A 22,702-nucleotide genomic window follows, 5' to 3' on the forward strand; every position below is an offset into this window, starting at 1 on the left:
AGGGAGGTCTGATGCCGTATTCACGTAGACCCATGTTCAACGTCTGGTTGATTGCATCCGGCAAGGAAGGCGCCGATCTTGAGGAGGCCCTGCGAATGAACGCGTTGGGCCATAACCTTACGATGCTCGCTGATGAGCGGGCATTCGAATCTTCTTCAAAGAGTTTCCGGCGTGATTCCGAGCATTTCCCCAATCTGCTGATGTACCTCATAGACCATGACGTGAATGATGGCACCGGGTTTCTCCGGCAAGTAAAGCAATCCCCGGATTATCGGCATGTCCCGGTCATCGTTTTTTATCCGGGAAATGTCAGCCCCAACGTACACAAACTCTATGGGTATGGGGCGGCTTCTGTCATCCGCGTACCGATCAGGTTTTCGGGCCTGGTTGAGGTGATGAGGACGATCGATGCCTATTGGTTCAACGTCGCCTCGCCGCCGCCGGTGGACGGTCCGTTAAGCCATCTTTGGGACGCCATCAAGTAGCGTTCGGAAAGGCTTCGGGTGTCAGCGTGACAAGGCTCGTCTCGTTGCCAACGGCCACCTCGCCATCCTGAATGGTCACCTGCAGGCTCATGGTTCGCTCGGCCAGGGCCGCCAAGGCTTCGGTACCTTCCGAAGGCAGATTCACGAGGGTCAGGTTCCGGTGCCGGGCCAGTTTGTTCTGGTGTTTGTCCCACCAGACGGGGGCAGCACGACCGCCGTAGGTATAAACGATCACCTGCCTGGCGCGATTGCACGCCTTGCGGACCCGATCCTCGTCCGGCAGTCCCAGCTCGATCCAGAGTTCGACGTCACCCGTCAGTGTTTTTTCCCAGAGTTCCGGTTCGTCGTCTGTACTCAGGCCACGGGTGAATTCAAGCGCATCGCTGGCGTTCAGGGCGAAGGCCAGCAGGCGAATCATCATGCGCTCATCGGTTTCGGACGGATGCCGGGCGATGGTGAGTTGGTGGTCGGCGTAATAGTGCCGGTCCATGTCCGCGATTTGAAGCGTCGCTTTGAAAATCGTCGCCTTGAGCGCCATACAGGGTCCCGAGTGCAGTCCGGTTGGTGAAAACAGCGTGGAATGCGCTAGTGTAAAGCAATTCCGATTCGGTGGTGCAGGCGATAGATCGATGTTGCGCGGATTTCTGGTGCTGGTTCTGTTTTTTCTGCTGGGCGAGGCGTTGCAGAAAGTGTTCCTCATCCCGGTGAGCGGTGGCGTGCTGGGCATGATGCTGATGACGCTGACGCTCATGTTCAAAGGCGGAATCAGTGACGATCTTGCGTCGGCGAGTCAGGGGCTGATTTCCGTTCTGGTCCTCCTGATCATGCCGGGCGTGGTGGGGGTGTTCTTTACCGCCGATCAGTTCGCCGGGCAATGGCTGGCAGTGGCCGCGGCGCTGCTCGGTGGCACGTTCCTGAGTGTGCTTTCCACCTTGTGGCTGATGAGTCGGGTGGTCAGGCTTGGAGGTGGCAAGGGTGAATGACTGGTACAGCCGCCTGCTGTCTCTGCCCGAGACGCTGTCTGCCAGCCCGGCACTGGCCATTGGCCTGACCTTCGGGGCATTCTTTGCCGGCAACGCGGTGTTCAGGCGTATCGGCCGCCCCCTGTGGCTGCCGCCGGTGGTGTTGTCCGCGGTGTTGCTTGCGGCGGTCGTTGCCCTGCTGGGCATGGATTACAAAGCCTATCAGCAGGGCGCCCACTGGCTGACGGTGCTCTTGGGGCCGGCCACCGTGGCCCTGGGTATTCCCCTGTACCAGCAGATGCACCACATTCGTGCGCTTTGGCGCCCGATTCTGGTGACGCTCCCGATTGCGGCGACCCTGGCGGCGGTGTACGCCCTGGTCATTGCCTGGAGTCTGGGCGCCACACCGGAAGTGCTGGCGTCCCTGGCGCCGAAGTCGGTCACCGCGCCCATTGCCATCGGGATCACCCAGCAGCTGGGCGGATCGGTGCCGTTGATGATGGGCGGGTTGCTGATAACCGGCGTGGTGGCCACGCTGTTTGTGGACCTGGCCGCGCGCTGGCTGGCGATCTCCGACGATCGCATCCTCGGGTTTGCGCTGGGCCTGAATGGCCATGCGGTTGGCACCGCGCGGGCCTTTGAAATCAGCCCCACGGCAGGGGCGTTTGCCTCGCTGGGAATGGGGCTGACCGGCGTCTTTACCGCCCTGATCCTGCCCCTGGTTTTTCATCTCTGAACGCCGCCCCAAATCAGGTCATTCACCTGGCGAATAACGCCATGTCGCAATTTCGATTGCCGTAAGGGTTTCCCGAGACTAGCTTGTTGTCCAGGCATCCGGCGTGCATCTGCGCCGATGTTGCAATAAAAATTCTGAATCTGCGACGGAAAACGCGATGAAAAAATTACTGACAGCTTTTGTTGGTTCCCTGGCGCTGATCACTGCACCCCTGGCCGTGTCTGCTGAGGCGACCAAGGAACTGAAAATGGCGTACGACGCCGATCCTGTAACCCTTGATATCCATGAGCAGCTGTCCGGCGGCACGCTGCAGCTCTCCCACATGGCCTTTGATCCGCTGCTGCGCTGGACCAAGGATCTCGATTTCGAACCGCGCCTGGCCAAGAGCTGGGAGCGCATCGACGACAACACCATGCGGTTCACGTTGCGCAAGGGCGTGAAATTCCACACCGGCAACGAGCTGACCAGCAAGGACGTGAAGTTTACCTTCGACCGTCTGAAAAAGAGCCAGGACTTCAAGGCGATCTTCAAGCCGATCAGCGATCTCAAGATCATTGATGACTACACCTTCGATCTGGTCACCAGCGAGCCTTACCCGCTGCTGCTGAACACCGCCACCTACATTTTCCCGATGGACAGCAAGTTCTACTCCGGTAAAACCGAGGACGGCAAGGACAAGAGTGCCATCACCAAGCACGGCAACTCCTTCGCCTCCCAGCACCTGTCCGGCACCGGCCCCTATACGGTGGTGGAGCGTCAGCAGGGTGTGCGCATGGTCTTCAAACGCTTCAAGGACTACTGGGACACCAACTCCCCGGGTAACGTCGACAAGATCGTGCTGACCCCGATCAAGGAAAACAACACCCGCGTTTCGGCGCTGCTGTCCGGTGGCGTGGACTTCATTGCGCCGGTGCCGCCGACCGATCTGGACCGCATCAAGCGGGATCCGGACACCAATCTGGTGACCATGAGCGGTACCCGGATCATCCTGCTGACCATGAACGAAGAGCGGGTTGAAGCCTTCAAGAACCCGAAGGTACGCCAGGCGATCGCCTATGCCGTCAACCAGGAAGGCATTGCGGCCAAGATCATGAAAGGCTTTGCCACACCGGCTGCCCAGCTTTCGCCCAAAGGCTACCAGGGCCACAACGATTCCCTGAAACCGCGCTATGACGTGGCCAAGGCCAAGGAGCTGATGAAGGAGGCCGGTTATGAAGACGGCTTCACTATCACGATGATGGCGCCGAACAACCGCTACGTGAATGACGACAAGATCGCCCAGGCGGTGGCTGCCATGCTGGCCCGGATCAACATCAAGGTGGATCTGAAAACCCTGCCCAAGGCCCAGTACTGGCCGGAATACGATGACCGCGCGGCGGACATCATGATGATCGGCTGGCACGCCGATACCGAAGACTCCGCCAATTTCTACGAGTTCCTGACCATGTGTCCGAACAAGGAAACCGGCGCGGGACAGTACAACGCGGGTAACTACTGCAACCCGGAAATCGATGCGATGGTCGAGAAGGCCAACGTCGAGACCGACCTGGACAAGCGCGCTGCGCTGCTGCAGGAAGTCGAGAAGCGCCTGTATGACGACGCTGCCTTCATCCCGCTGCACTGGCAGGATCTGGCCTGGGCCGCGAAGAAGGACGTGCACATTGAGCCGGTGCTCAACGTCATGAACTTCCCGTACCTGGGTGACCTGGTTGTGAAGTAATCGCCTTTGATGGCCGGCCGGCTCGGGAGTGATCCGGAGCCGGCTTTTTGTTTGCAAGCTTTATCCGGACGATTTCCATGTTAGCGTTTTTGGTTCAGCGGATTTCCCAGGCCTTGCTGGTCATGTTCGTGATCAGTGTCATCGCCTTTGCCATTCAGGATGGGCTGGGTGACCCGCTTCAACAGATGGTGGGTATGTCGGTGTCCCAGCAGGAACGGGATGCCATTCGGGAAGAACTCGGGCTCAACGATCCCCTGCCGGTTCAGTATCTCAGGTTTGCCGGCAACGCCATTCAGGGCGATCTGGGGGATTCCTATTTCTACAGTAAACCCACTCTCGATGTGATTCTGGAGCATTTGCCGGCCACCCTGGAACTGGTGATCGGCGCCAGCCTGATCATCATCGTGTTTTCGGTCCCCATCGGGGTCTATTCAGCCATCCGGCCCCAGGCCTGGCTGTCCAAATTCTTCATGGGCGTGAGTACCGTGGGCATTTCCATCCCGGTGTTCCTCACGGCCATTGTCTTGATCCAGCTGTTTTCCATTGGCGTGACGGTGGACTGGTTTCCGTCCGATACCGGGTGGGGGCAGTGGCTCAATGGGGCTCTGTCCACCGACGGGGGGCTGCCGTCCTACGGTCGGGGCGAGGAGCTGACGCACCTGTTCGGAACCTGGTACTCCGGGTTTTTCTCAACGGGTGGGCTGATGCACCTGATTCTGCCGGCGGTATCCCTGGCCTCGATCATGTTGCCCCTGTTCATCCGGCTGATCCGCGCCGAAATGATGGAAGTGCTGCAGAGCGACTACATCCGTTACGCACGGGCCAAGGGCCTTAGTGCGGGGCGCATCAATTTCCTGCACGCCCTGAAGAACACCATGCTGCCGGTGATTACCGTCGGTGGTGTCCAGATCGGCATCATGGTGGCCTACACCATCCTGACGGAGACGGTTTTCCAGTGGCCCGGTGTCGGGCTGATGTTCCTCGAAGCCATCACCCGCAGCGACATCCCGCTGATCGTGGCCTATCTGATGGTGGTGGGGCTGATTTTCGTCATTACCAATACCGTGGTTGACCTGATCTATGGCCTGGTGAACCCCACTGTAAAACTGACAGGTAAAAAAGCATGACAACGGCAACGGTTTCCCGCTGGGACCGCTTCCGCGAGTCCTTCTTCTGGTACAGCTTCAAGCGCGACAAGATCGCGATTCTCAGCACTCTGGTGCTGTTGCTGATGGTGCTGGCAGCGATCTTCGCACCCTGGCTGGCTCCGACCGATCCCTACGATCTGGCCCAGATCAACATCATGAACTCGGAACTGCCGCCGGTGGGCCTGGATGGCGCCGATGCGGCCTTCCCGCTGGGCACTGACGCCCAGGGGCGGGACCTGCTGTCCACCATTCTCTATGGCACCCGGGTGTCGCTGCTGATCGGTTTTGGCGCGGTGCTGTTGCAGGGGGCGCTGGGCATTCTGTTCGGTCTTCTCGCCGGGTACCTGGGTGGCAAGGTGGATGCCGTCCTGATGCGAATCGCTGACGTGCAGCTTTCATTCTCCACCCTGATGGTTGCCATCATCGTGGGTGCGGTGTTCAAGGCCAGCTTCGGCAACCTGATGTTCGGGGAAATTGCCATCTACATGCTGATCTTCATTATCGGTGTCGCCGAGTGGCCCCAGATTGCCCGGACCGTTCGTGCCTCGGTACTGGCGGAGAAAAAGAAGGAATATGTGGACGCGGCAAAGGTGATGGGGTTCGGGACCGGCCGGATCATGTTCCGGCACATCCTGCCCAATACCCTGTCACCGATTTTCGTGATCGCCACGGTCCAGATCGCCAACGCCATCATCTCCGAGGCAGCATTGTCCTTCCTGGGCCTTGGCATGCCGGAAACCCAGCCGTCCCTGGGCTCTCTGATCAAATCCGGTTTTGACTACATCCAGAGCGGCTCCTGGTGGATCACCCTGATCCCGGGCCTGGTGCTGGTGGTGCTCGTGCTGGTCATCAACCTGTTGGGTGACTGGTTGCGGGATGTCATGAACCCACGGCTGTACAAGGGGTAACACCATGGCACTGTTGGAAGTTAACGATCTTGATGTCCGCTTCGCCGTGCGGGGCGGTGATCTGAAGGCCCTGCGTGGCATCAGCTTCAGCCTGGACAAAGGCGAACGGCTGGGTCTGGTGGGTGAATCCGGTGCCGGCAAGTCTGTCGCCGCCTTCTCCATTCTCAACCTGATCGCCAAGCCCGGCTACATTGCCGGCGGGCAGATCCTGTTCGAGGGCAGGGACCTGGCGGCGATGAGCGAACGGGAGCTTCGGGGAATCCGCGGCAACCGCATCGCGATGATCTTTCAGGATCCGATGATGACCCTGAACCCGGTGCTCACGATTGGTACCCAGATGGTTGAAGCCATCCAGGCGCACCGGAAGATCAGCAAGAAAGAGGCGCGAAAAATTGCCCTCGACCGGCTGCAGAAGGTGCAGATTCCGTCTCCGGAAAAACGCCTGGATCAGTACCCTCACGAACTGTCGGGGGGGATGCGCCAGCGCGTCATCATCGCCATCGCCCTGCTGCTGGATCCGGAGATCATCATTGCCGATGAGCCCACCACTGCACTGGATGTCACCATCCAGGCGGAGATCATGGCGTTGCTGCTGGACCTGTGTGAGCAGGAAAACGTCGCCCTGATGCTGATTACTCACGACCTGGGTGTCGTCTCCCAGGTGACCCAGCGGATGCTGGTCATGTACTCCGGTCGCATCATCGAGCAGGGGCCGACGCGGGAAATCATCAATGACGCCCAGCACCCCTACACCCAGGGGTTGATCAACGCCTTGCCCCAGATGGGCGAGCCCGGCGAGCGGCTGTTCCAGATCCCCGGATCCATGCCCTCGCTGAAAAATGTGCCTACGGGCTGCCCGTTCCATCCCCGCTGCCACTTTGCCACCGAGCAATGCAAACAGGCGATGCCGGAATACGTTCGCTCGGGCAACGTGAATGTGGCCTGTTACGAAGTCGCCAATCTGATTGAGCAGGAGAAACGCATGCAGGAGGCCGAATCATGACCTCCCCCCTGGTAAAAATCCGTTCGCTGGAAAAGCGGTTTGATCTTTCCGGCAGCCTGCTGGAACAGCTCCGGTTCGAAAATGGTCGCTTCCGGCGCAAGCAGGAGGCCGTGCACGCGATCAACGGTGTCGATCTGGATGTGCACAAGGGCGAGACCCTGTGCGTGGTGGGCGAGTCTGGCTGTGGTAAATCCACCGTTGCCCGGACGGTGATGGGGCTACTGTCGCCCAGTGCCGGCGAAATCCATTACGACGGCGAGCGAATCGATCATCTCGACGGCAAGGCGGTCCAGCCCTACCGGCGCAAGATGCAGATGATCTTCCAGAATCCCTATGCGTCCCTGAATCCCCGGATGACCATCCAGCAGACGCTGGAGGAGCCGATTCGTTTTCACTACCCGCAGTGGTCGGCAACGGAAGTGCGGGACAAGGTGCACGAAGTCATGCATTCGGTGGGGATTGACCCGGACTGGGGCAGTCGCTTCGGCCATGAGTTTTCCGGTGGTCAGCGCCAGCGTATTGCCATTGCCCGCGCGCTGGCTGTCGATCCGGAGTTCATCGTGGCGGATGAGCCCATCTCCGCCCTGGATGTGTCGATCCAGGCCCAGGTGCTGAACCTGCTGATGGATGCCCAGGAGAGCTGTAGCCTGACTTACCTGTTCATCACCCACGATCTGGCGGTGGTGGAGCATTTCGGGACCCGGGTGGCGGTCATGTACCTGGGCCGGGTGTGCGAGCTTGCGGACACCAAAACCCTGTTCGCCACGCCTCGTCACCCGTATACCCAGGCGCTGCTGTCGGCCATCCCGCGACTGGAGGATGACCGGCCCAATCACATCCGGCTGCAGGGCGAGGTGCCAACTCCGGTGCAACTGCCCTCCGGCTGCGTGTTCCATGGTCGGTGTCCCTACGCCAACGATCGCTGTCGACAGGAAATCCCGCAACTGATCGCCACCGACGGTGGTGGTCAGGTGGCGTGTCACGCTGTGGAGGAAGGGCGGTTGTAACGGATCGGCGCCAATGGGCTATGATGCCTGCAGTCGATCCTGATCACTTGAACCACCCCCAGGGGCACCGATGGAAGTACGCTGGCTTGAAGACTTCATGGCGCTTGCACGCACGCGCCATTTCTCACGTGCTGCCGAGCAGCAGCATGTGAGTCAGCCGACGTTCAGTCGTCGGATCAAGCTGCTTGAAGAGTCCATGGGCACCACGCTGATCAATCGCCAGACCCTGCCGTTATCCCTGACTCCGGCCGGCGAGGTGTTCCTGGAACTCTGTGAGCGGATTACCCGTGACGTTCGCGATACCCGGGAGCGCATCGCCGCACTGGAGGCGGAGGCCTCTGCCCGGATCAGCGTCGGATCTACCCAGGGTCTGTTTTCCCACTTTTATCAGGGCTGGGCTCGCGAGGCCGGTATTGCCGAGCGCCTGCAGCTCAACCTGAAAGCCACCAGTTGGGTGGGGGAGCAGTTTCTCGATGCCCTGGAGAACGGCGAGTGCGATCTCGTGCTGTGTTACTGGCACCCGGATTTGCCGTGGGGGGATCGCCTCAGCCGGGACCGGTTCGACTGGTTGGTGGTCGCACCGGAAGCCCTGGTGCCGGTCAGCGTGGCCGATGAGCGGGGCGAACCGAGGTTTCGGTTGCCCGGCACCGATGAACAGCCGGTACCCCTGATCGCTTATCACAACCGGGGCTTCCTGCAGTCCGCCATCGAGGCGCACATGGCCCGGCAGGCATCGTCGGCCAACCTGTTGCCGCTGAATGAAAATACCCAGTCCGCCAGTATCAAGGCGCTGGTCAAGCAGGGATTCGGGATGGGCTGGTTGCCCCAGCGCATGACCGAGAAAAGTGAACATTTCGGAAGCCTGGTCCGTGCCGGCGACGAACGCTGGGACGTCCCCCTGGAAATACGCCTGATCCGTCTCCGGGATGTCCGATCGGACGATCTTCTGACCCTCTGGAACCAAGTGGAACGCCATCATGCCTGAACCGACTCTCCTGTCGCTGCAGCTCGATCACCTGAACGAACTCCAGAACCGCTATGAGACGGCCCTTGCCGGGCAGGGGTACGATAGCCTGCTGATTGCCTCTGGTGCGGCGCCTTACCGGTATGGCGATGATCAGGCGTGGCATTTCCAGGGTTATGGTCCGTTTCTGCACTGGACCGGCCTGACGGGGCGAGAGCATTCCTGGCTCTGGCTTCGGCCCGGTTGCCGCCCGATACTCTGGCTGTTCGAACCCGTGGACTTCTGGCACGCGAACCCCGCACTGCCCGAGGAACCCTGGCAACAGGCGTTCGACATCCGTTCGCGGGCGGAAGCCGGCGCGCCAACGCTGGAGAATCCCGGTCGACTGGCGGTTATCGGAGATCCCGGAGAGCTTGGTGATATTGCCGGCGATCATAATCCCGCCGGGCTTCTGAGGACGTTGGATGAAACCCGGGTGCACAAGACCGCCTATGAAATCGCCTGCCTGGCCGAAGCCAACGGGCGGGCGCTGGCGGGCCATCGGGCTGCCAGGGACGCATTCGCCGAAGGCGAGAGCGAGTTCGGGATCAGTCTGGCCTATCAGCAGGCCACCCGACAGCGTGAGGCAGACGCGCCCTATCACAGCATCATTGGCCTGAACGAACACGCCGGTACACTGCATTATCAGTACTACGACACCCGGCCAACCGGTCGGCCCCGCAGTCTGCTGATCGATGCCGGTGTCCGCTATCGGGGCTACTGTTCGGACATCACCCGCACCACCGCCGGGCCGGGAGAATCCCGCTTTGCAGCGCTGGTACAGGGCATGGATGTTTTGCAGCAGCGCCTGTGTGGCATGGTGGCCCCCGGCGTGGACTACGTCGACATCCATCGCAAGGCGCATCAGGGCGTGGCGGCCCTGCTGTCCGCCTCAGGCCTGGTCACCGGGCTGGACGATTCGGCCATGGTTGAGCAGGGGATTACCCGGGCCTTCTTCCCCCACGGCATTGGCCATTTCCTGGGCGTTCAGGTTCACGACGTGGCCGGTAAGCCCACGCCACCTCCGGACGACGCCCCCTTCCTGCGTCTGAATCGTCGGTTGGAGTCCGGAATGGTACTTACCATCGAGCCTGGCCTGTACTTCATTCCTTCGCTGCTGGACCCGTTATTGGCAAGCCCTCTCGGCAAGCATCTGGATACCGCACTACTGGCCGAGCTTCGCGGCTGCGGCGGCATCCGGATCGAGGACAATATTGCGGTTACCGAATCCGGCGCGCAGAACCTGACTCGGAACGGGACTGTCTAGGGCCGTTCGCTTAGAACAAAAGTTAACCAGGCGGGGGTTGTAATTCCCGATGTGAATGACAATAATTATCACTAGCTTTCATCAAGTCAGTGAGTGTTGTTCTATGTACGTCTGTTTGTGCCACGGTGTTACCGATCGGACCATCCGCGAAGCCGCGGAAAACGGGGTCAGCTCCATGCGTCAGCTTGGTAAAGAGCTGGGTGTGGGCACGCAGTGTGGTCGGTGTGCCTCCACGGCCCGTCAGATCCTGCGGGAAAGCCAGACTCCGGACTATCTGAAACTCGCTGACATGCTGGCCCAACCGGCCTGACGACGGAAAATGCCTTCGCCGGTTTTTGTCCGGCGCCATAAGGGGCTATCCTAGGAGTCGAACTCATTCAGGACCCGGGAGCCCCCTTATGAAAGGCGACAAGAAAGTCATCCAGCATCTCAATAAAGTCCTCGCCAACGAACTCACCGCAATCAACCAGTATTTCCTTCACTCCCGCATGTACAAGGATTGGGGAATCACCAAGCTGGCGGCCAAGGAATACGAAGAGTCCATCGACGAGATGAAGCATGCGGATCTGCTGATCGAGCGGATCCTGTTTCTCGAAGGGCTGCCCAATCTCCAGGATCTCAACAAACTGCTGATCGGTGAGAACGTCGAGGAAATGATCTCCTGCGACCTCAGACTGGAAGAAACCGCCCACGCCGATCTGAAAGAAGCGATTCTGTATTGCGAAGAAGTCCAGGACTTCACCAGCCGGGAGCTGTTCCGCACCATCCTCGACAGTGAAGAAGAGCACATCGACTGGCTCGAAACGCAGCTGGAAATGATCGCCCAGATGGGCATCCAGAATTACGTTCAGCTTCAGTCCTCTGCTGCGGAGTAAACGACGACAATGGACCTGTCCTGTTTCAAAGCCTATGACCTGCGTGGTCGGGTACCGGATCAACTGAATCCCGCCCTGGCCGAGCGTATCGGCCGTGCCTACGTTGAAGTCACGGGGGCCCGGAAAGTGATCGTTGGCTACGACATCCGCCTTTCCAGCCCCGAGATCGCCGAAGCGCTCAGCTCCGGCCTGATGGCGGCCGGCGCCGACGTCTTCGATATCGGCCTGTGCGGCACCGAGCAGGTGTACTTTGCCACCAGCCACTACAAGATGGATGGCGGCATCATGGTGACCGCGAGCCATAATCCCAAGGACCACAACGGCATGAAGATGGTCGGCCCCGAATCCCGGCCGATCAGCTCCGACAACGGACTGAACGAGATCCGCGACCGGGTCCCCGAACCCTTCGCCGATGCGCCGGAACAGGGCCGCTACGAGCCCCTCGAAGTCATGAGCGCCTATGTGGACCACCTTCTGGGCTACGTTGATGCAGGCGTCCTGACGCCGCTGACCATCGTCTGTAACGCCGGCAATGGTGGCGCCGGACTGGTGATCGACGAGCTGGAACAGCACCTGCCGTTCGATTTCATCAAGATCCACCACCAGCCCGACGGGCATTTCCCCAATGGCGTACCCAACCCCATCCTTCCGGAGAACCGGGCGGTGACCGCCGATGCGGTGATCGAGCAGGGCGCGGCCATGGGCATTGCCTGGGACGGGGATTACGACCGCTGCTTCTTCTTCGACGAGAATGGCCGGTTCATCGAGGGCTACTACATCGTCGGCCTGCTGGCGGACCAGTTCCTGCGCAAGACCGGCGGCGGCAAGGTCATCCACGACCCGCGCCTGACCTGGAACACCCTGGACCTGGTCAAGGCGGCTGGCGGCGAAGCCATCGAAAGCAAAACCGGCCATGCCTTCATCAAACAGCGCATGCGCGATGAAGACGCCGTCTACGGCGGCGAGATGAGCGCCCATCACTACTTCCGTGACTTCGCCTACTGCGACAGCGGCATGATCCCCTGGCTACTGGTCGCCGAGCGCCTCTGCCAGTCCGGCCAGACCCTGTCGTCCCTGATCGACGCCCGAATCGAGGCCTACCCGGCCAGCGGCGAAATCAACCGCACCATCGACGATCCCCCCAAGGTCATCGCGGCCATTGAAGCCAAATACAGTGTGGGCGCCAAAAAGGTCAGTCACGTAGACGGTGTGAGTATCGAATTCGACGACTGGCGGTTTAACCTCCGGATGTCCAATACGGAACCGGTGGTGCGCCTGAACGTCGAGTCGAGAGCAAATATTCCGCTGATGAAAGAGAAAACCGAGGAGTTGCTGGCGGAAATGGACAGGCTGAACCAAGAGGTCTAGCAAGTCTTCAAGGGGCCGATCGGCACGGCTCCCTTCCTGAAACTGTGCGGAGCCATGGATGGCGGAGCCCAAGCGCCACAAGGATGTGCCGCAAGGCGCGTGTTTCAGGAAGGGAGTCGTGGCGAGCGGTCTTGCACCCAGTGGTCAAAGCCAGTCATTCAGCATAATCCCGATCCCAAACCGCTGAATCCGGTGGTTATAGTCGATCAGACTTTCCCCATAGCCGTTGTAGTACTGGAAAAACCCCTTGATCGTATCGCCCATCGGAAAGCTGTAACCAAACTCCACCGACGTCCGGTTGTCCTCTGACCGGAGGTTGTTCATTAGCCGCAGCGAAAACGTCCGATCCTCACTGAGCTTGTACACCGCGTGATAGTTGGCGTACCCGAGGTATTGCTCGATGTCGGCATTGTCGTCGTTACTGCCCTCAGGGATCCGATACCAGGGTTGCACCATGAACAGCCAGCGCCCATAGCTGTAGGCGGCGGTACCCACGATCCGGTTCCAGCTCCGCGAACGCGGCTCTGACTGACCATTGGACTGGTGATTGAACCCGATCGTCACACCGTCGAGCGTGCCCGGACCCACATCCCAGCCCGTCTGATAGCGCAGAAACACTTCCGGCTCATAGTTGGTTTCGCGGAAGGGCGCCGAATCCTGCTGATTGTAGACCTGCCAGTAGGACTGCTGGGTATATCCGAACCAGAGGGTCGTCCGGTCGTTGAGCCAGCCGGTCAGTAGCGGCACCTTGAAGCTGATCTGATACTTGGCCTCATCGTGCTCCAGGGTGTAGTCGTAGCCGGTGGTTCCAAGGCGGGGACTGTATGGTCGAGGGTTCGGGGATTTGACCCAGGTGATGGGCAGGATGTAGGTCGGGCGGTGGGCAACGAAACTGCCGGAAAACGAAAACAGGGCCTTCTCCGCAGCGACGTAACGGTCGAGCAGGTGGTTCATCACGCCGTCATCGCCAGAGCCTGCTGCAGGAGAATCCGCCCCGGGTGTCTGCTCGGATACCGGCAGTGCCTCGCTCAAGGAATCCTGCGCCTTCTCGATCTCTTTGTCCGGGGCGTTCTGGCGCCTGCTTTCTGTCTCGAAAACCTGATCGTAACAGGCCAGCCGCTGGACGCCATTCTTGATCAGGGCGCAGTCATCGGCGGATAGCGAACCGGTTTGTCCGGGTTCTGCGAAGGCCGGCAGACTGAGGATGGCGGATGTGTACAAAAGCAGCAGAGGCATCCTGCCCGATAAATGCTGTGCCATCGCGGATTCCTCAGTGATTGTTCAGGCTGAACCAGGTATTGGCGATCCCGTAGACCCAGACACCCAGGAGGGTCAGCGCCAGGATCGCGAAGATCAGCTTGTGGCGGGACCGGTTCTCTGCACTGGAAGCGGCCACCCAACGCAGGTACATCAGGCCGATAAAACTGCCGAACACGCCCAGGCTGGCAAGCGTGGGTACAAGCAGCCAGCCCGTACTGATGGCGACTCCCTGCTTGGCCTGGTCGGACAGCCAGAGCATGGAGCCCAGAAGGACCGCCAGTGCAGAGAATTCCAGTGTCAGCAGTGGCCGTCGCCACGGATGTGGTTGTTGGTTGTCGGCATTGGACATCAGAGGCATCCTGAACAGCGTTTGAATGGATCGATCGTATGGTACCTGTATTGCGGTCCGGGTACCTCCGGATTTACGAAATCGCAATTAAACTGGTTGAAATCAAATTCTGGCTGGGTGATTTGGTTTTTTTGGCAGGTTGCAGTCGCTATAATGCGGGCACCAACGATTATAACGCTCAAATGCGAGGTGCATTGTGAACATAAAAAGAGTCCTGGCTGTTGTGCTCCTTGGCTTCAGCTTTTTTGCAGGCGCTGCTGTAGCTAGTGTTGAAGACGATATCAAAGCGCGTATCCAGCCGGTCGGCACTGTCTGCCAGCAGGGTGACGAGTGTGGCGCGGCCGCTGCGCCTTCCCAGGCAGCCAATGCCGGTCCCCGTTCCGGTGAAGAGGTGTTCAACGCCGTGTGTACAGCGTGTCACAGCACCGGTGCTGCAGGCGCTCCGAAGGTCGGTGACACGGCTGCGTGGGCACCCCGCATCGACAAGGGCATGGATACTCTGATCAATCACGCCCTGAACGGTTTCAACGCGATGCCGGCCAAAGGCGGTTGCGCTGATTGTCCGGACGAAGAGATCAAGAGTGCCATCGAGTACATGGTTTCCAATAGCCAGTAACCGTTGCGCAAAATAGCCTCACCGGTCCGATGTGGCTGGTGAGGTGTCCCACCTTCCCTTCCGCCTCCCCGATTGACAGTCAGTTATCCAGATCGCCCAGCAGAGCGCTGAGCGTTGCCCTTCCTTTTTGCTGGTTGGCCTGCTGGTCCGTATCGCCAAGCCCATGCCATTTCAGGTCTTCCTCAGGCAACTCGTCCAGGAAGCGGCTGGGAATGGTTTCGATTTTCTCGCCATACTGTTTGCGGGACGCGGCGTAGGTGAGCGTCAGGGTTTCCCTCGCCCGGGTGATGCCGACGTACATCAGGCGCCGTTCCTCTTCGATGTTGCCTTCCTCGATGCTCGAGCGGTGAGGGAGGATTTCTTCCTCAAGGCCCATGATGAACACATGGGGAAACTCCAGACCCTTGGAGGCATGGAGGGTCAGCAGCTGGACCTTGTCGCTGTCGTCCTCTTCTTCCCGCTGTTCCATCATGTCCCGCAGGATCAGACGGCTTATGGCATCTTCGATGCCCAGCTCGTCTGCGGTGCCCTTGCCGTCGTCGAGCATGCGCTGGATCGAATCAACCAGGTACCAGATGTTTTCCATGCGTCGCTGGGCCTGCTTGGGCGTGCCGGAGTGCTGGTGCAGCCACTCTTCGTATTCGATGTCGGTAAACAGTTGCTTGATCACCGGTATCGGGTCTTCGGAGTGGAGTCGCTCGCAGGTCCTGTCCACCCAGTTGGCGAACCGCCTCAGCCGTTCCAGTCCTTTCTCGGTCACGTGGGCTTCGGCACCCATGTCACCGAGCGCCTTGAACAGGCTGACATCGCGGGACCGGGCATAGTGGCTGAGCTGCTCCAGAGTGCGTGGCCCGATTTCGCGGCGCGGTACGTTCACCACACGGAGAAAGGCGGCGTCGTCGTTCGGGTTGACCAGCAGGCGCAGGTACGACATGGCATCCTTGATCTCGTTTTTCGAGAAGAACGACTGGCCACCGGATATACGGTAGGGGATCTGGTAGGCCTGGAGCTTCATCTCCAGTAGCCGGGACTGGTGATTCCCCCGGTAGAGCACGGCGAAATCCCGGAAATCGAGCCCCTGTTTGAGCTTCTGGTCGATGATCTCCGTTGCCACCCGGTCGGCCTCGGCATCCTCGTTCCGGCAACGGATGACGCGAATTTCCTCGCCGATGGTGTGATCACTCCACAGTGCCTTTTCGAACGCATGCGGGTTGTTGGCGATGACGGTATTGGCGCTGCGCAGGATGCGACCGGTGGAGCGGTAGTTCTGCTCCAGCTTGACGATTCTGAGGCTCGGAAAATCTTCTTTCAGCTGGGCGAGGTTCTCGGGACGCGCACCCCGCCAGGCATAGATCGACTGATCGTCGTCACCGACCACCGTAAAGGCGGCACGTTCGGCCACCAGAAGCTTGACCAGTTCGTACTGGCAGACGTTGGTGTCCTGGTACTCGTCCACCAGCATGTAGCGGATCTTCCGGCGCCACTTGGCCAGAATGTCCGGGTGGGTCTGGAACAGCTTTACCGGAAGCAGGATCAGATCGTCGAAATCGACCGCATTGTAGGCTTTCAGGTATTCGTTGTAGTGCTTGTAGATCAACGCGATCCGTTGCTCTCGCTCATCCGCCGCTTTACTGAGCGCCTCTTCCGGGCCACGCATGGCATTTTTCCAGGCGGAGATGGTCATCTGAACCTGGTTGAGTTCGTCACCCGCGTCGGCGCTGGCCTCGCGGAGCATCAGATCCTGCAGCAGGGCCTTGGCGTCCTCGGCGTCGAAGATCGAGAATCCGGGGTGATAGCCCAGATGCGGGTGCTCCTCCCGAATCATGTTCAGGCCAAGGTTGTGGAACGTGGAGACTATCAGCCCCCGGGTTTTGCTCCGGTCGACGATCCTCCCGACCCGCTCCTTCATTTCCCGCGCGGCCTTGTTGGTGAAAGTCACCGCCGCAATATGCCGGCCGGGGATGCCCAGTTCCTCGATCAGGTAGGCGATTTTCCGGGTGATCACACTGGTCTTGCCACTGCCGGCACCGGCGAGAACCAGCAGGGGGCCGTCAGCGTAGCGAACCGCTTCGTGTTGTCGGGGATTGAGTCTGTTCACAGATAGAGGACCGGATTGGAACGGCATGAGCCAGAAATTCGTGTCATCATTCTACACCACGATTCGTTACTGTACCTTGGCGTTCTATGGGCTATCATTCATGGAACGGACGCGGTTGCTGGTACAAAAAGGAATTCTGTTTGATGACATTGCCCCTGGAGACGCAGAGGCCTGATCAATTGCGCGTGTTGGTGCTGTCGCCGCATCATACCGATTTTCTGTGGCTCCGATCACTGCTCGACTCAGATCCCGAAATGGATCCGGACGTTACCTGGTGTCCGGATCTGATCGATTGTGATGACCTGATCCGTAATGCCAGCTTCGATGTCATCGTCTGGGACTGTGCGTTCCACGGTGGTGATGAAGCGTCGTTTCTCCAGTATCTCTCGGTATCCAGTGACGAAAAGCCGGTGTTGGCGCTGAGCGCCGAATCGCCGGGTGAACGGGCCCCGGCTTTGTTGGCCGAGGGTGCCTCGGACTATCTCTCCCGCAGCAGTCTCGATTACTGGGCTTTTGCCCGGGCTGTCCGATGCCTGTGGTATCGCCAGCAGCTCAGTGCGTCAGCCCAGGGGCATCTGGGTCGGGAACTGGCGACCGGGGTGATCAACCGGGATCTGTTCTTCGACCGCCTTCAGCAGGCGCTGCTTCGGGCCGAGCGGGGTGGCCAGCGGCTGGCGCTGCTGCATCTTAACCTCGATGATTTCCGCAGCATCAACGAATCCTTCGGTTACCAGAAAAGCGATCAGATGATCATGAAACTGGCCGAAAGGCTGCGCCGGGCTCTCAGGCGCGTGGACTCGCTGATGCGCATAGGCGGGGACGAGCTGGCCATTATCATCGAAAAGGTCGAGGACTCCCTCGACATTACCCGGATCATTCGCAAGGTGGTGTCTGCCCTGGACGACCCTTTGACGGTGGATGGCCAGACCCTCGTGGTCAGTGCCAGCCTCGGGGTCGCCACCTATCCGGAATCCGGCGACAACGCGGAAAACCTGATGCGACGGGCCAATCGGGCCATGTTCGAGGCGAAGCGCGATCCGGGCACCAGCTACCGTTTCTACGATCGCCAGCTGCACATTACCGCCGGCTATCAGCTTCGTCTGGAAGCGGATCTGCGCAACGCCCTGAGAGGGGGCGAGCTCGAGGTGTATTATCAGCCCCGGGTCGACCTGGCGACAGAAGAGGTGCGGGGCGTGGAATGCCTGTTGCGTTGGAATCATCCCCAGCGCGGGCTGGTGGGGCCGGATGAGTTCATTCCAGTCGCGGAGCGCAGCGGGCTGATCGTGCCGATCGGGTACTGGGTGATCGAGCAGGCCTGCAAGCGGCTGCAGGAGTCGGCCGGGTTGGGGTTTCCGGGCCTCGTGTTTGCCGTCAATCTGTCGTTTCGTCAGTTCCACGACCGGAAAATGACCGAAACCATCTTCCGGATCATCTTCAATGCCAACGTTGATACCAGCCTGCTTGAGCTGGAATTGACGGAGAGTGCCATGATGCACGATCCCGAGTACGCACAGCGCTGTCTCCGTGAGCTCAACCAGCTGGGTATCAGTTTTGCGCTGGACGATTTCGGAACCGGGTTTTCCTCGCTCAGTAATCTCCAGCATCTGCCCATCTCCCTGGTCAAGATCGACAAGTCCTTTGTCCAGGAACTGGGCCATTCGGCAGACGCTGAGCACATCATCCGGGCGATCATCAGCCTCTCCCACAGTCTCCAGATGAGCGTTGTGGCCGAGGGTGTCGAGACCGAGGGTCAGCTGGAGTTCCTGCGCCAGTCGCACTGTGATGAAGTCCAGGGGTATTATTACGCCCGTCCCATGCCCTGGAACGACCTTGTTCAATTCCTGACCAGCCGCGGCCAGTCCGCTTGCTTGCAGAAGTAAGCCGCTGTACCTTTCCCCGTTAATTCGACTCCCATGTTAACGACAGAGGTTGCATGAACAGTATTTCCAGCCGCATCGCCGAAGAGCTCGGCGTCCGCGAACAACAGGTAAATGCCACCATTGCCCTGCTGGACGAGGGCTCGACCGTTCCGTTTATTGCCCGTTACCGTAAAGAGGTGACCGGTTCCCTCGATGACAGCCAGCTCCGTACGCTGGAAGAGCGGCTGCGCTACCTGCGCGAGCTGGAAGATCGCCGGTCCACCATCCTCAACAGCATCGAGGAGCAGGGCAAGCTGACCGATGAGCTTCGTGCTGCGATTGATGCCGCCGATACGAAGAACCGGCTGGAAGACCTGTATCTGCCCTACAAGCCCAAGCGTCGTACCAAGGCCCAGATCGCGCGGGAAGCCGGGCTGGAACCCCTGGCGGATGCCCTGTACGACGATCCGACCCTGAACCCGGAAACCACGGCCGAAGGGTATATCAATGCCGAAGCCGGTGTTGAAGACACCAAGTCCGCACTGGACGGCGCCCGTTACATCCTTATGGAGCGTTTTGCCGAAGATGCCGAACTCCTGGGCGATCTGCGGGATTACATCTGGCGTGAGGGTCAGCTGAAAGTGACCGTCGTGGAAGGCAAGGAGACCGAGGGCGCGAAATTCCGGGATTATTTCGACCACGTGGAACCGCTGCGCAAGGTGCCGTCCCATCGGGCTCTCGCCATTCTGCGTGGCCGGAACGAGGGAATTCTTGGCTATACCATCGTGGTTGGCGACGGCGAAGATGACCGCCGTCAGCCGCATCCGGCCGAACAGCGCATCGCGGCACACTGGGGCATCCGTGACCAGGGGCGTGCCGCCGACCGTTGGCTGTCAGAGGTGGTCCGCTGGACCTGGCGGGTCAAGCTGTCCACCCAGATCGAGACCGATCTGATGGCGCATGTGCGCGAAGGCGCCGAGACCGAAGCGATCAACGTGTTTGCCGCCAATCTCAAGGATCTGCTGCTGTTGGCGCCGGCCGGCCCCCGGCCCACTCTGGGCCTGGATCCGGGCCTGCGTACCGGCGTGAAGGTGGCGGTTATCGACGGAACCGGCCAGGTGGTCGGGCATGGTGCGATTTTTCCCCATGCACCCCAGAAAAAGTGGGATCAATCCATTGAACAGTTGGCCACCTGGTGTCGCCAATACGGCATCGAGCTGGTGGCGATCGGTAACGGGACAGCGTCCCGGGAGACCGAGAAGCTGGTGGGGGATCTTTGTAAACGGTACCCGGAACTCAAGCTGGCCCGGATCGTGGTCAACGAATCGGGGGCGTCGGTGTATTCGGCGTCCGAGTTTGCCTCCCGGGAACTGCCGGATCTGGACGTGACCATCCGCGGGGCCGTCTCGATTGCCCGGCGTCTCCAGGACCCGCTTGCGGAGCTGGTGAAAATCGAACCCAAGTCCATTGGTGTGGGGCAGTATCAGCACGATGTCTCCCAGGTTCAGCTGTCACGCAGCCTGGATGCCGTTGTCGAAGACTGTGTAAACGGCGTTGGCGTGGATCTGAACACCGCGTCTGTGCCCCTGTTGGCCAAGGTGTCCGGCCTGAACCAGAGTATTGCCCAGAACATTGTCGACTTCCGCAACCAGAACGGCATGTTTACCAACCGCAAACAGTTGCTGAAGGTCACCCGTCTGGGCGACCGGACCTTCGAGCAGGCGGCGGGCTTTCTTCGAATCGCCAGTGGGGAGAACCCGCTGGACCGGTCTTCGGTACACCCGGAAGCCTACGGTGTGGTTGAAGCCATCGCGAGCCGGAACAACCGGAAAGTGGACGATATTATCGGAGATTCTGCCTTCCTTCGTGGTCTGAATCCGCAGGATTACGTAACAGAACAATTCGGTCTGCCGACCGTAAAGGATATTATTGCCGAACTCGAGAAACCCGGGCGGGATCCGCGGCCGGAATTCCGCTTTGCGAATTTCGAGGAGGGTGTTGAAACGTTGAATGACCTCAAGCCCGGCATGGTGCTGGAAGGTTCGGTCACCAACGTGACGAATTTCGGTGCCTTTGTGGATATCGGCGTGCACCAGGATGGTCTGGTACACATTTCGGCGCTGTCCCATACCTTCGTCAAGGATCCCCGCGAAGTGGTCAAGGCCGGCGATATTGTCCGGGTCAAGGTGATGGACGTGGATATCCCCCGCAAACGCATCGGTTTGTCCATGCGCATGGACGATGAGCCGGGAGAAAAGAACGATGGCCGGCCGTCCTCGGGTCGTGCGCGACCGGACAACCGTGCCACCTCCCGACACAAGGGCAAGGCTGGCGGCGGTCAGAAGACAGCACAGGGCGCCATGGCGGGTGCACTGGCCCAGGCATTGGCCTCGGCTCGCAAGGATGGGCGTTAACGGCTTACTATCATTGGTTCATCGACTGCCCCGGCCGAGACGGGGCATCGCAGCAGGAGTCCATCATGGCTGAATCCCGCCACGCGCTGTTCCGGCAGTTTTCAAAATCGGACTGGTTCGGTTTCCTGAAAGGGGTGGAAAAGGAAGGCCTGCGGGTCGACCGTAACGGTTTTATTGCCCAGACGCCGCACCCCGAGGCGCTTGGCTCCACGCTGACCCATCCACGGATTACCACGGACTATTCCGAAGCGTTGCTGGAGCTGATCACGCCGGTCTGCGACAGCACAGACAGCCTGCTGGAGTCGCTGAGAGATATTCATCGATTCGTGCAGAAGAACCTGGACGACGAGGTTTTCTGGGCGGCCAGTATGCCCTGCGAACTCGATGGCGATGAGAGCATTCCGATTGCCGAGTACGGAAGCTCCAACATTGGCTATCTGAAACACGTCTACCGGCAGGGACTTGCTGTCCGGTATGGGCGGGTCATGCAGAGCATTGCCGGCGCCCATTACAACCTGTCGTTGCCGGACGCATTCTGGGAGAAGTGGCAGCAGGCACTGGATAACCGACAGTCCCTCAAGGACTTCAAATCGGACCAGTATTTCTGGCTGATCCGGAATTTCCGCCGCCGGAGCTGGCTGTTGATGCTGCTGTTCGGCACCTCGCCGGCCCTGGACGACAGCTTTTTGGCCGGTGTCCAGCACGACCTGAGCCGGTTCGATCCAAGAACCTCCTATGGCCAGAATGCCACCTCGCTGAGAATGGGCGATCTGGGCTATCACAACAATGCCCAGGCGTCGCTCAATATCTGTTTCAACGAATTGTCCACCTATACACAGACGCTGGATCGGGCGATCCATACCACCTGGCCGCCATACGAGGAAATTGGCACGCGGCGGGGTGACCGGTTCATCCAGATCAACACCAGCGTGTTGCAGATCGAGAACGAGTATTACAGTGCCGTTCGTCCGAAACGCACTACGGAGCGTGAGGAAAAGCCCATCCAGGCGCTGGAGGCCAGGGGGGTCGAGTACATCGAGGTGCGGTGCCTGGATCTGGACCCATTCTCACCGGTGGGCGTGAATCGGGAGCAGATCGATTTCCTGGACCTGTTCCTGCTCGATTGTCTGCTCTCCGAATCGCCGCGCATCGGCGACGACGAGTGCGAACGACTGGATGATAACTACAAGGATGTGGTCTCACGGGGCCGGGACGCAGATCTGACCCTGTGTTGCGGTGGAGAGCGCGCCAGCGCCATGACCCTGGCGAGGGAGATTCTGGACCGGTTGGCGCCACTGGCAGAACAACTCGACGGCTGGTGCGGGGACGATCGGTACACTCAGGCGCTTGAGTCCCAGCGCCGCAGCCTGGCCGAGGGCGTGCCCTCCTGGCGAGTGCTGGAGGCCATGCGCAGTTCGGGCCTCGGTCACCGCGACTGGGTAATGGACATCTCCCGTCGGCATCAGCAGATCCTCCGGGAGGAATCGCTGGCACCGGATGTTCTGGCGTCTTTCGAGGAGATGAGCCGGCTATCGCTCTCGGAACAGGCCGATATCGAAGCTGCGGATACCGTCCCGTTCGAACGCTTTCTGGCGCATTACCTGCGCTCCTGATGGTCGGAGGC

21 protein-coding genes are annotated in these 22,702 nt (G+C 59.9%); 17 read left to right on the forward strand and 4 right to left on the reverse strand.

The window, feature by feature from the left end:
• Window positions 1–32 precede the first annotated feature (32 nt).
• Window positions 33–485, forward strand: a complete 453-nt coding sequence (locus tag MSNKSG1_RS16795; protein WP_040887041.1) for a response regulator — start codon at window positions 33–35, stop codon at window positions 483–485.
• Here the strand turns inward: MSNKSG1_RS16795 and MSNKSG1_RS16800 are convergent.
• Complete coding sequence (locus MSNKSG1_RS16800; RefSeq protein ID WP_008940496.1) at window positions 478–1,023, reverse strand: YaeQ family protein; 546 nt, start codon at window positions 1,021–1,023, stop codon at window positions 478–480. The genes MSNKSG1_RS16795 and MSNKSG1_RS16800 overlap by 8 nt on opposite strands.
• A 91-nt stretch (window positions 1,024–1,114) precedes the next feature.
• On the opposite strand from MSNKSG1_RS16800, the gene MSNKSG1_RS16805 reads away from it, so the two are divergent.
• The 12 genes from MSNKSG1_RS16805 to MSNKSG1_RS16860 all read left to right on the forward strand — a co-directional run bounded on the left by MSNKSG1_RS16805 (window position 1,115) and on the right by MSNKSG1_RS16860 (window position 12,482).
• Window positions 1,115–1,468 (forward strand): CidA/LrgA family protein, encoded by a 354-nt coding sequence (locus MSNKSG1_RS16805; protein ID WP_008940497.1) that lies wholly within the window; start codon window positions 1,115–1,117, stop codon window positions 1,466–1,468.
• Window positions 1,461–2,183: an LrgB family protein gene (locus MSNKSG1_RS16810; RefSeq protein ID WP_008940498.1), complete on the forward strand. Its 723-nt coding sequence runs from the start codon at window positions 1,461–1,463 to the stop codon at window positions 2,181–2,183. Before MSNKSG1_RS16805 ends, MSNKSG1_RS16810 begins: the two co-directional genes overlap by 8 nt.
• A 157-nt stretch (window positions 2,184–2,340) precedes the next feature.
• Window positions 2,341–3,903, forward strand: a complete 1,563-nt coding sequence (locus MSNKSG1_RS16815) for an ABC transporter substrate-binding protein (RefSeq protein ID WP_008940499.1) — start codon at window positions 2,341–2,343, stop codon at window positions 3,901–3,903.
• A gap of 77 nt (window positions 3,904–3,980) precedes the next feature.
• On the forward strand, window positions 3,981–5,030 hold the full coding sequence (locus tag MSNKSG1_RS16820; RefSeq protein WP_008940500.1) for an ABC transporter permease: 1,050 nt from the start codon (window positions 3,981–3,983) through the stop codon (window positions 5,028–5,030).
• Window positions 5,027–5,959: an ABC transporter permease gene (locus tag MSNKSG1_RS16825; protein WP_008940501.1), complete on the forward strand. Its 933-nt coding sequence runs from the start codon at window positions 5,027–5,029 to the stop codon at window positions 5,957–5,959. The genes MSNKSG1_RS16820 and MSNKSG1_RS16825 overlap by 4 nt, the downstream gene beginning before the upstream one ends.
• A gap of 4 nt (window positions 5,960–5,963) precedes the next feature.
• Complete coding sequence (locus MSNKSG1_RS16830) at window positions 5,964–6,962, forward strand: ABC transporter ATP-binding protein (RefSeq protein WP_008940502.1); 999 nt, start codon at window positions 5,964–5,966, stop codon at window positions 6,960–6,962.
• Window positions 6,959–7,969, forward strand: coding sequence for an ABC transporter ATP-binding protein (locus MSNKSG1_RS16835; protein WP_008940503.1), 1,011 nt, complete (start codon window positions 6,959–6,961; stop codon window positions 7,967–7,969). The genes MSNKSG1_RS16830 and MSNKSG1_RS16835 overlap by 4 nt, the downstream gene beginning before the upstream one ends.
• Before the next feature lie 70 nt (window positions 7,970–8,039).
• On the forward strand, window positions 8,040–8,954 hold the full coding sequence (locus MSNKSG1_RS16840; protein ID WP_008940504.1) for a LysR family transcriptional regulator: 915 nt from the start codon (window positions 8,040–8,042) through the stop codon (window positions 8,952–8,954).
• Window positions 8,947–10,239 (forward strand): Xaa-Pro dipeptidase, encoded by a 1,293-nt coding sequence (gene pepQ / locus MSNKSG1_RS16845; protein ID WP_008940505.1) that lies wholly within the window; start codon window positions 8,947–8,949, stop codon window positions 10,237–10,239. Before MSNKSG1_RS16840 ends, pepQ begins: the two co-directional genes overlap by 8 nt.
• A gap of 103 nt (window positions 10,240–10,342) precedes the next feature.
• Complete coding sequence (locus tag MSNKSG1_RS16850) at window positions 10,343–10,549, forward strand: bacterioferritin-associated ferredoxin (RefSeq protein ID WP_008940506.1); 207 nt, start codon at window positions 10,343–10,345, stop codon at window positions 10,547–10,549.
• Window positions 10,550–10,637: 88 nt separating this feature from the next.
• On the forward strand, window positions 10,638–11,114 hold the full coding sequence (gene bfr / locus MSNKSG1_RS16855; protein ID WP_008940507.1) for a bacterioferritin: 477 nt from the start codon (window positions 10,638–10,640) through the stop codon (window positions 11,112–11,114).
• 9 nt (window positions 11,115–11,123) lie between these two features.
• Window positions 11,124–12,482 (forward strand): phosphohexomutase domain-containing protein, encoded by a 1,359-nt coding sequence (locus tag MSNKSG1_RS16860; RefSeq protein ID WP_008940508.1) that lies wholly within the window; start codon window positions 11,124–11,126, stop codon window positions 12,480–12,482.
• 144 nt (window positions 12,483–12,626) lie between these two features.
• Here MSNKSG1_RS16860 and MSNKSG1_RS16865 read toward each other — a convergent pair whose 3' ends face one another.
• Window positions 12,627–13,742 (reverse strand): phospholipase A, encoded by a 1,116-nt coding sequence (locus tag MSNKSG1_RS16865; RefSeq protein ID WP_008940509.1) that lies wholly within the window; start codon window positions 13,740–13,742, stop codon window positions 12,627–12,629.
• Between the two features lie 10 nt (window positions 13,743–13,752).
• The gene (locus MSNKSG1_RS16870) at window positions 13,753–14,091 is read right to left on the reverse strand and encodes a hypothetical protein (RefSeq protein WP_008940510.1); all 339 of its coding nucleotides are present in this window, start codon (window positions 14,089–14,091) and stop codon (window positions 13,753–13,755) included.
• Window positions 14,092–14,293: 202 nt separating this feature from the next.
• Here MSNKSG1_RS16870 and MSNKSG1_RS16875 point away from each other — a divergent pair, with 202 nt between their 5' ends.
• A complete protein-coding gene (locus MSNKSG1_RS16875) occupies window positions 14,294–14,707 on the forward strand; it encodes a c-type cytochrome (protein WP_040887062.1) in 414 nt (137 codons plus the stop codon).
• Window positions 14,708–14,786: 79 nt separating this feature from the next.
• On the opposite strand, the gene rep is transcribed toward MSNKSG1_RS16875, so the two are convergent.
• Window positions 14,787–16,805: a DNA helicase Rep gene (rep, locus tag MSNKSG1_RS16880; protein WP_040887042.1), complete on the reverse strand. Its 2,019-nt coding sequence runs from the start codon at window positions 16,803–16,805 to the stop codon at window positions 14,787–14,789.
• A 143-nt stretch (window positions 16,806–16,948) separates the two neighbouring features.
• Between rep and MSNKSG1_RS16885 the strand changes: the two genes are divergently transcribed.
• The 3 genes from MSNKSG1_RS16885 (at window position 16,949) to gshA (ending at window position 22,691) form a co-directional block, all read left to right on the forward strand.
• Window positions 16,949–18,685: an EAL domain-containing response regulator gene (locus MSNKSG1_RS16885; protein WP_040887043.1), complete on the forward strand. Its 1,737-nt coding sequence runs from the start codon at window positions 16,949–16,951 to the stop codon at window positions 18,683–18,685.
• A 53-nt stretch (window positions 18,686–18,738) separates the two neighbouring features.
• Complete coding sequence (locus tag MSNKSG1_RS16890; protein WP_008940514.1) at window positions 18,739–21,078, forward strand: Tex family protein; 2,340 nt, start codon at window positions 18,739–18,741, stop codon at window positions 21,076–21,078.
• A 65-nt stretch (window positions 21,079–21,143) separates the two neighbouring features.
• Window positions 21,144–22,691 carry a glutamate--cysteine ligase gene (gene gshA, locus MSNKSG1_RS16895; protein WP_008940515.1) on the forward strand — a complete coding sequence of 516 codons (1,548 nt, stop codon included), beginning with the start codon at window positions 21,144–21,146 and terminating at the stop codon, window positions 22,689–22,691.
• Window positions 22,692–22,702 lie beyond the last annotated feature (11 nt).

Source organism: Marinobacter santoriniensis NKSG1 (genome assembly GCF_000347775.1).
Taxonomy (GTDB): domain Bacteria; phylum Pseudomonadota; class Gammaproteobacteria; order Pseudomonadales; family Oleiphilaceae; genus Marinobacter; species Marinobacter santoriniensis.

What these genes read in the sequence shown, in the direction of transcription:
- MSNKSG1_RS16795 (WP_040887041.1), top strand. Translation starts at nt 33, where the DNA reads ATGTTCAACGTCTGGTTGATTGCATCCGGCAAGGAAGGCGCCGATCTT.
- MSNKSG1_RS16800 (WP_008940496.1), bottom strand. Translation starts at nt 1,023, where the DNA reads ATGGCGCTCAAGGCGACGATTTTCAAAGCGACGCTTCAAATCGCGGAC.
- MSNKSG1_RS16805 (WP_008940497.1), top strand. Translation starts at nt 1,115, where the DNA reads ATGTTGCGCGGATTTCTGGTGCTGGTTCTGTTTTTTCTGCTGGGCGAG.
- MSNKSG1_RS16815 (WP_008940499.1), top strand. Translation starts at nt 2,341, where the DNA reads ATGAAAAAATTACTGACAGCTTTTGTTGGTTCCCTGGCGCTGATCACT.
- MSNKSG1_RS16820 (WP_008940500.1), top strand. Translation starts at nt 3,981, where the DNA reads ATGTTAGCGTTTTTGGTTCAGCGGATTTCCCAGGCCTTGCTGGTCATG.
- MSNKSG1_RS16825 (WP_008940501.1), top strand. Translation starts at nt 5,027, where the DNA reads ATGACAACGGCAACGGTTTCCCGCTGGGACCGCTTCCGCGAGTCCTTC.
- MSNKSG1_RS16830 (WP_008940502.1), top strand. Translation starts at nt 5,964, where the DNA reads ATGGCACTGTTGGAAGTTAACGATCTTGATGTCCGCTTCGCCGTGCGG.
- MSNKSG1_RS16835 (WP_008940503.1), top strand. Translation starts at nt 6,959, where the DNA reads ATGACCTCCCCCCTGGTAAAAATCCGTTCGCTGGAAAAGCGGTTTGAT.
- MSNKSG1_RS16840 (WP_008940504.1), top strand. Translation starts at nt 8,040, where the DNA reads ATGGAAGTACGCTGGCTTGAAGACTTCATGGCGCTTGCACGCACGCGC.
- pepQ (WP_008940505.1), top strand. Translation starts at nt 8,947, where the DNA reads ATGCCTGAACCGACTCTCCTGTCGCTGCAGCTCGATCACCTGAACGAA.
- MSNKSG1_RS16850 (WP_008940506.1), top strand. Translation starts at nt 10,343, where the DNA reads ATGTACGTCTGTTTGTGCCACGGTGTTACCGATCGGACCATCCGCGAA.
- bfr (WP_008940507.1), top strand. Translation starts at nt 10,638, where the DNA reads ATGAAAGGCGACAAGAAAGTCATCCAGCATCTCAATAAAGTCCTCGCC.
- MSNKSG1_RS16860 (WP_008940508.1), top strand. Translation starts at nt 11,124, where the DNA reads ATGGACCTGTCCTGTTTCAAAGCCTATGACCTGCGTGGTCGGGTACCG.
- MSNKSG1_RS16865 (WP_008940509.1), bottom strand. Translation starts at nt 13,742, where the DNA reads ATGGCACAGCATTTATCGGGCAGGATGCCTCTGCTGCTTTTGTACACA.
- MSNKSG1_RS16870 (WP_008940510.1), bottom strand. Translation starts at nt 14,091, where the DNA reads ATGTCCAATGCCGACAACCAACAACCACATCCGTGGCGACGGCCACTG.
- MSNKSG1_RS16885 (WP_040887043.1), top strand. Translation starts at nt 16,949, where the DNA reads ATGACATTGCCCCTGGAGACGCAGAGGCCTGATCAATTGCGCGTGTTG.
- MSNKSG1_RS16890 (WP_008940514.1), top strand. Translation starts at nt 18,739, where the DNA reads ATGAACAGTATTTCCAGCCGCATCGCCGAAGAGCTCGGCGTCCGCGAA.
- gshA (WP_008940515.1), top strand. Translation starts at nt 21,144, where the DNA reads ATGGCTGAATCCCGCCACGCGCTGTTCCGGCAGTTTTCAAAATCGGAC.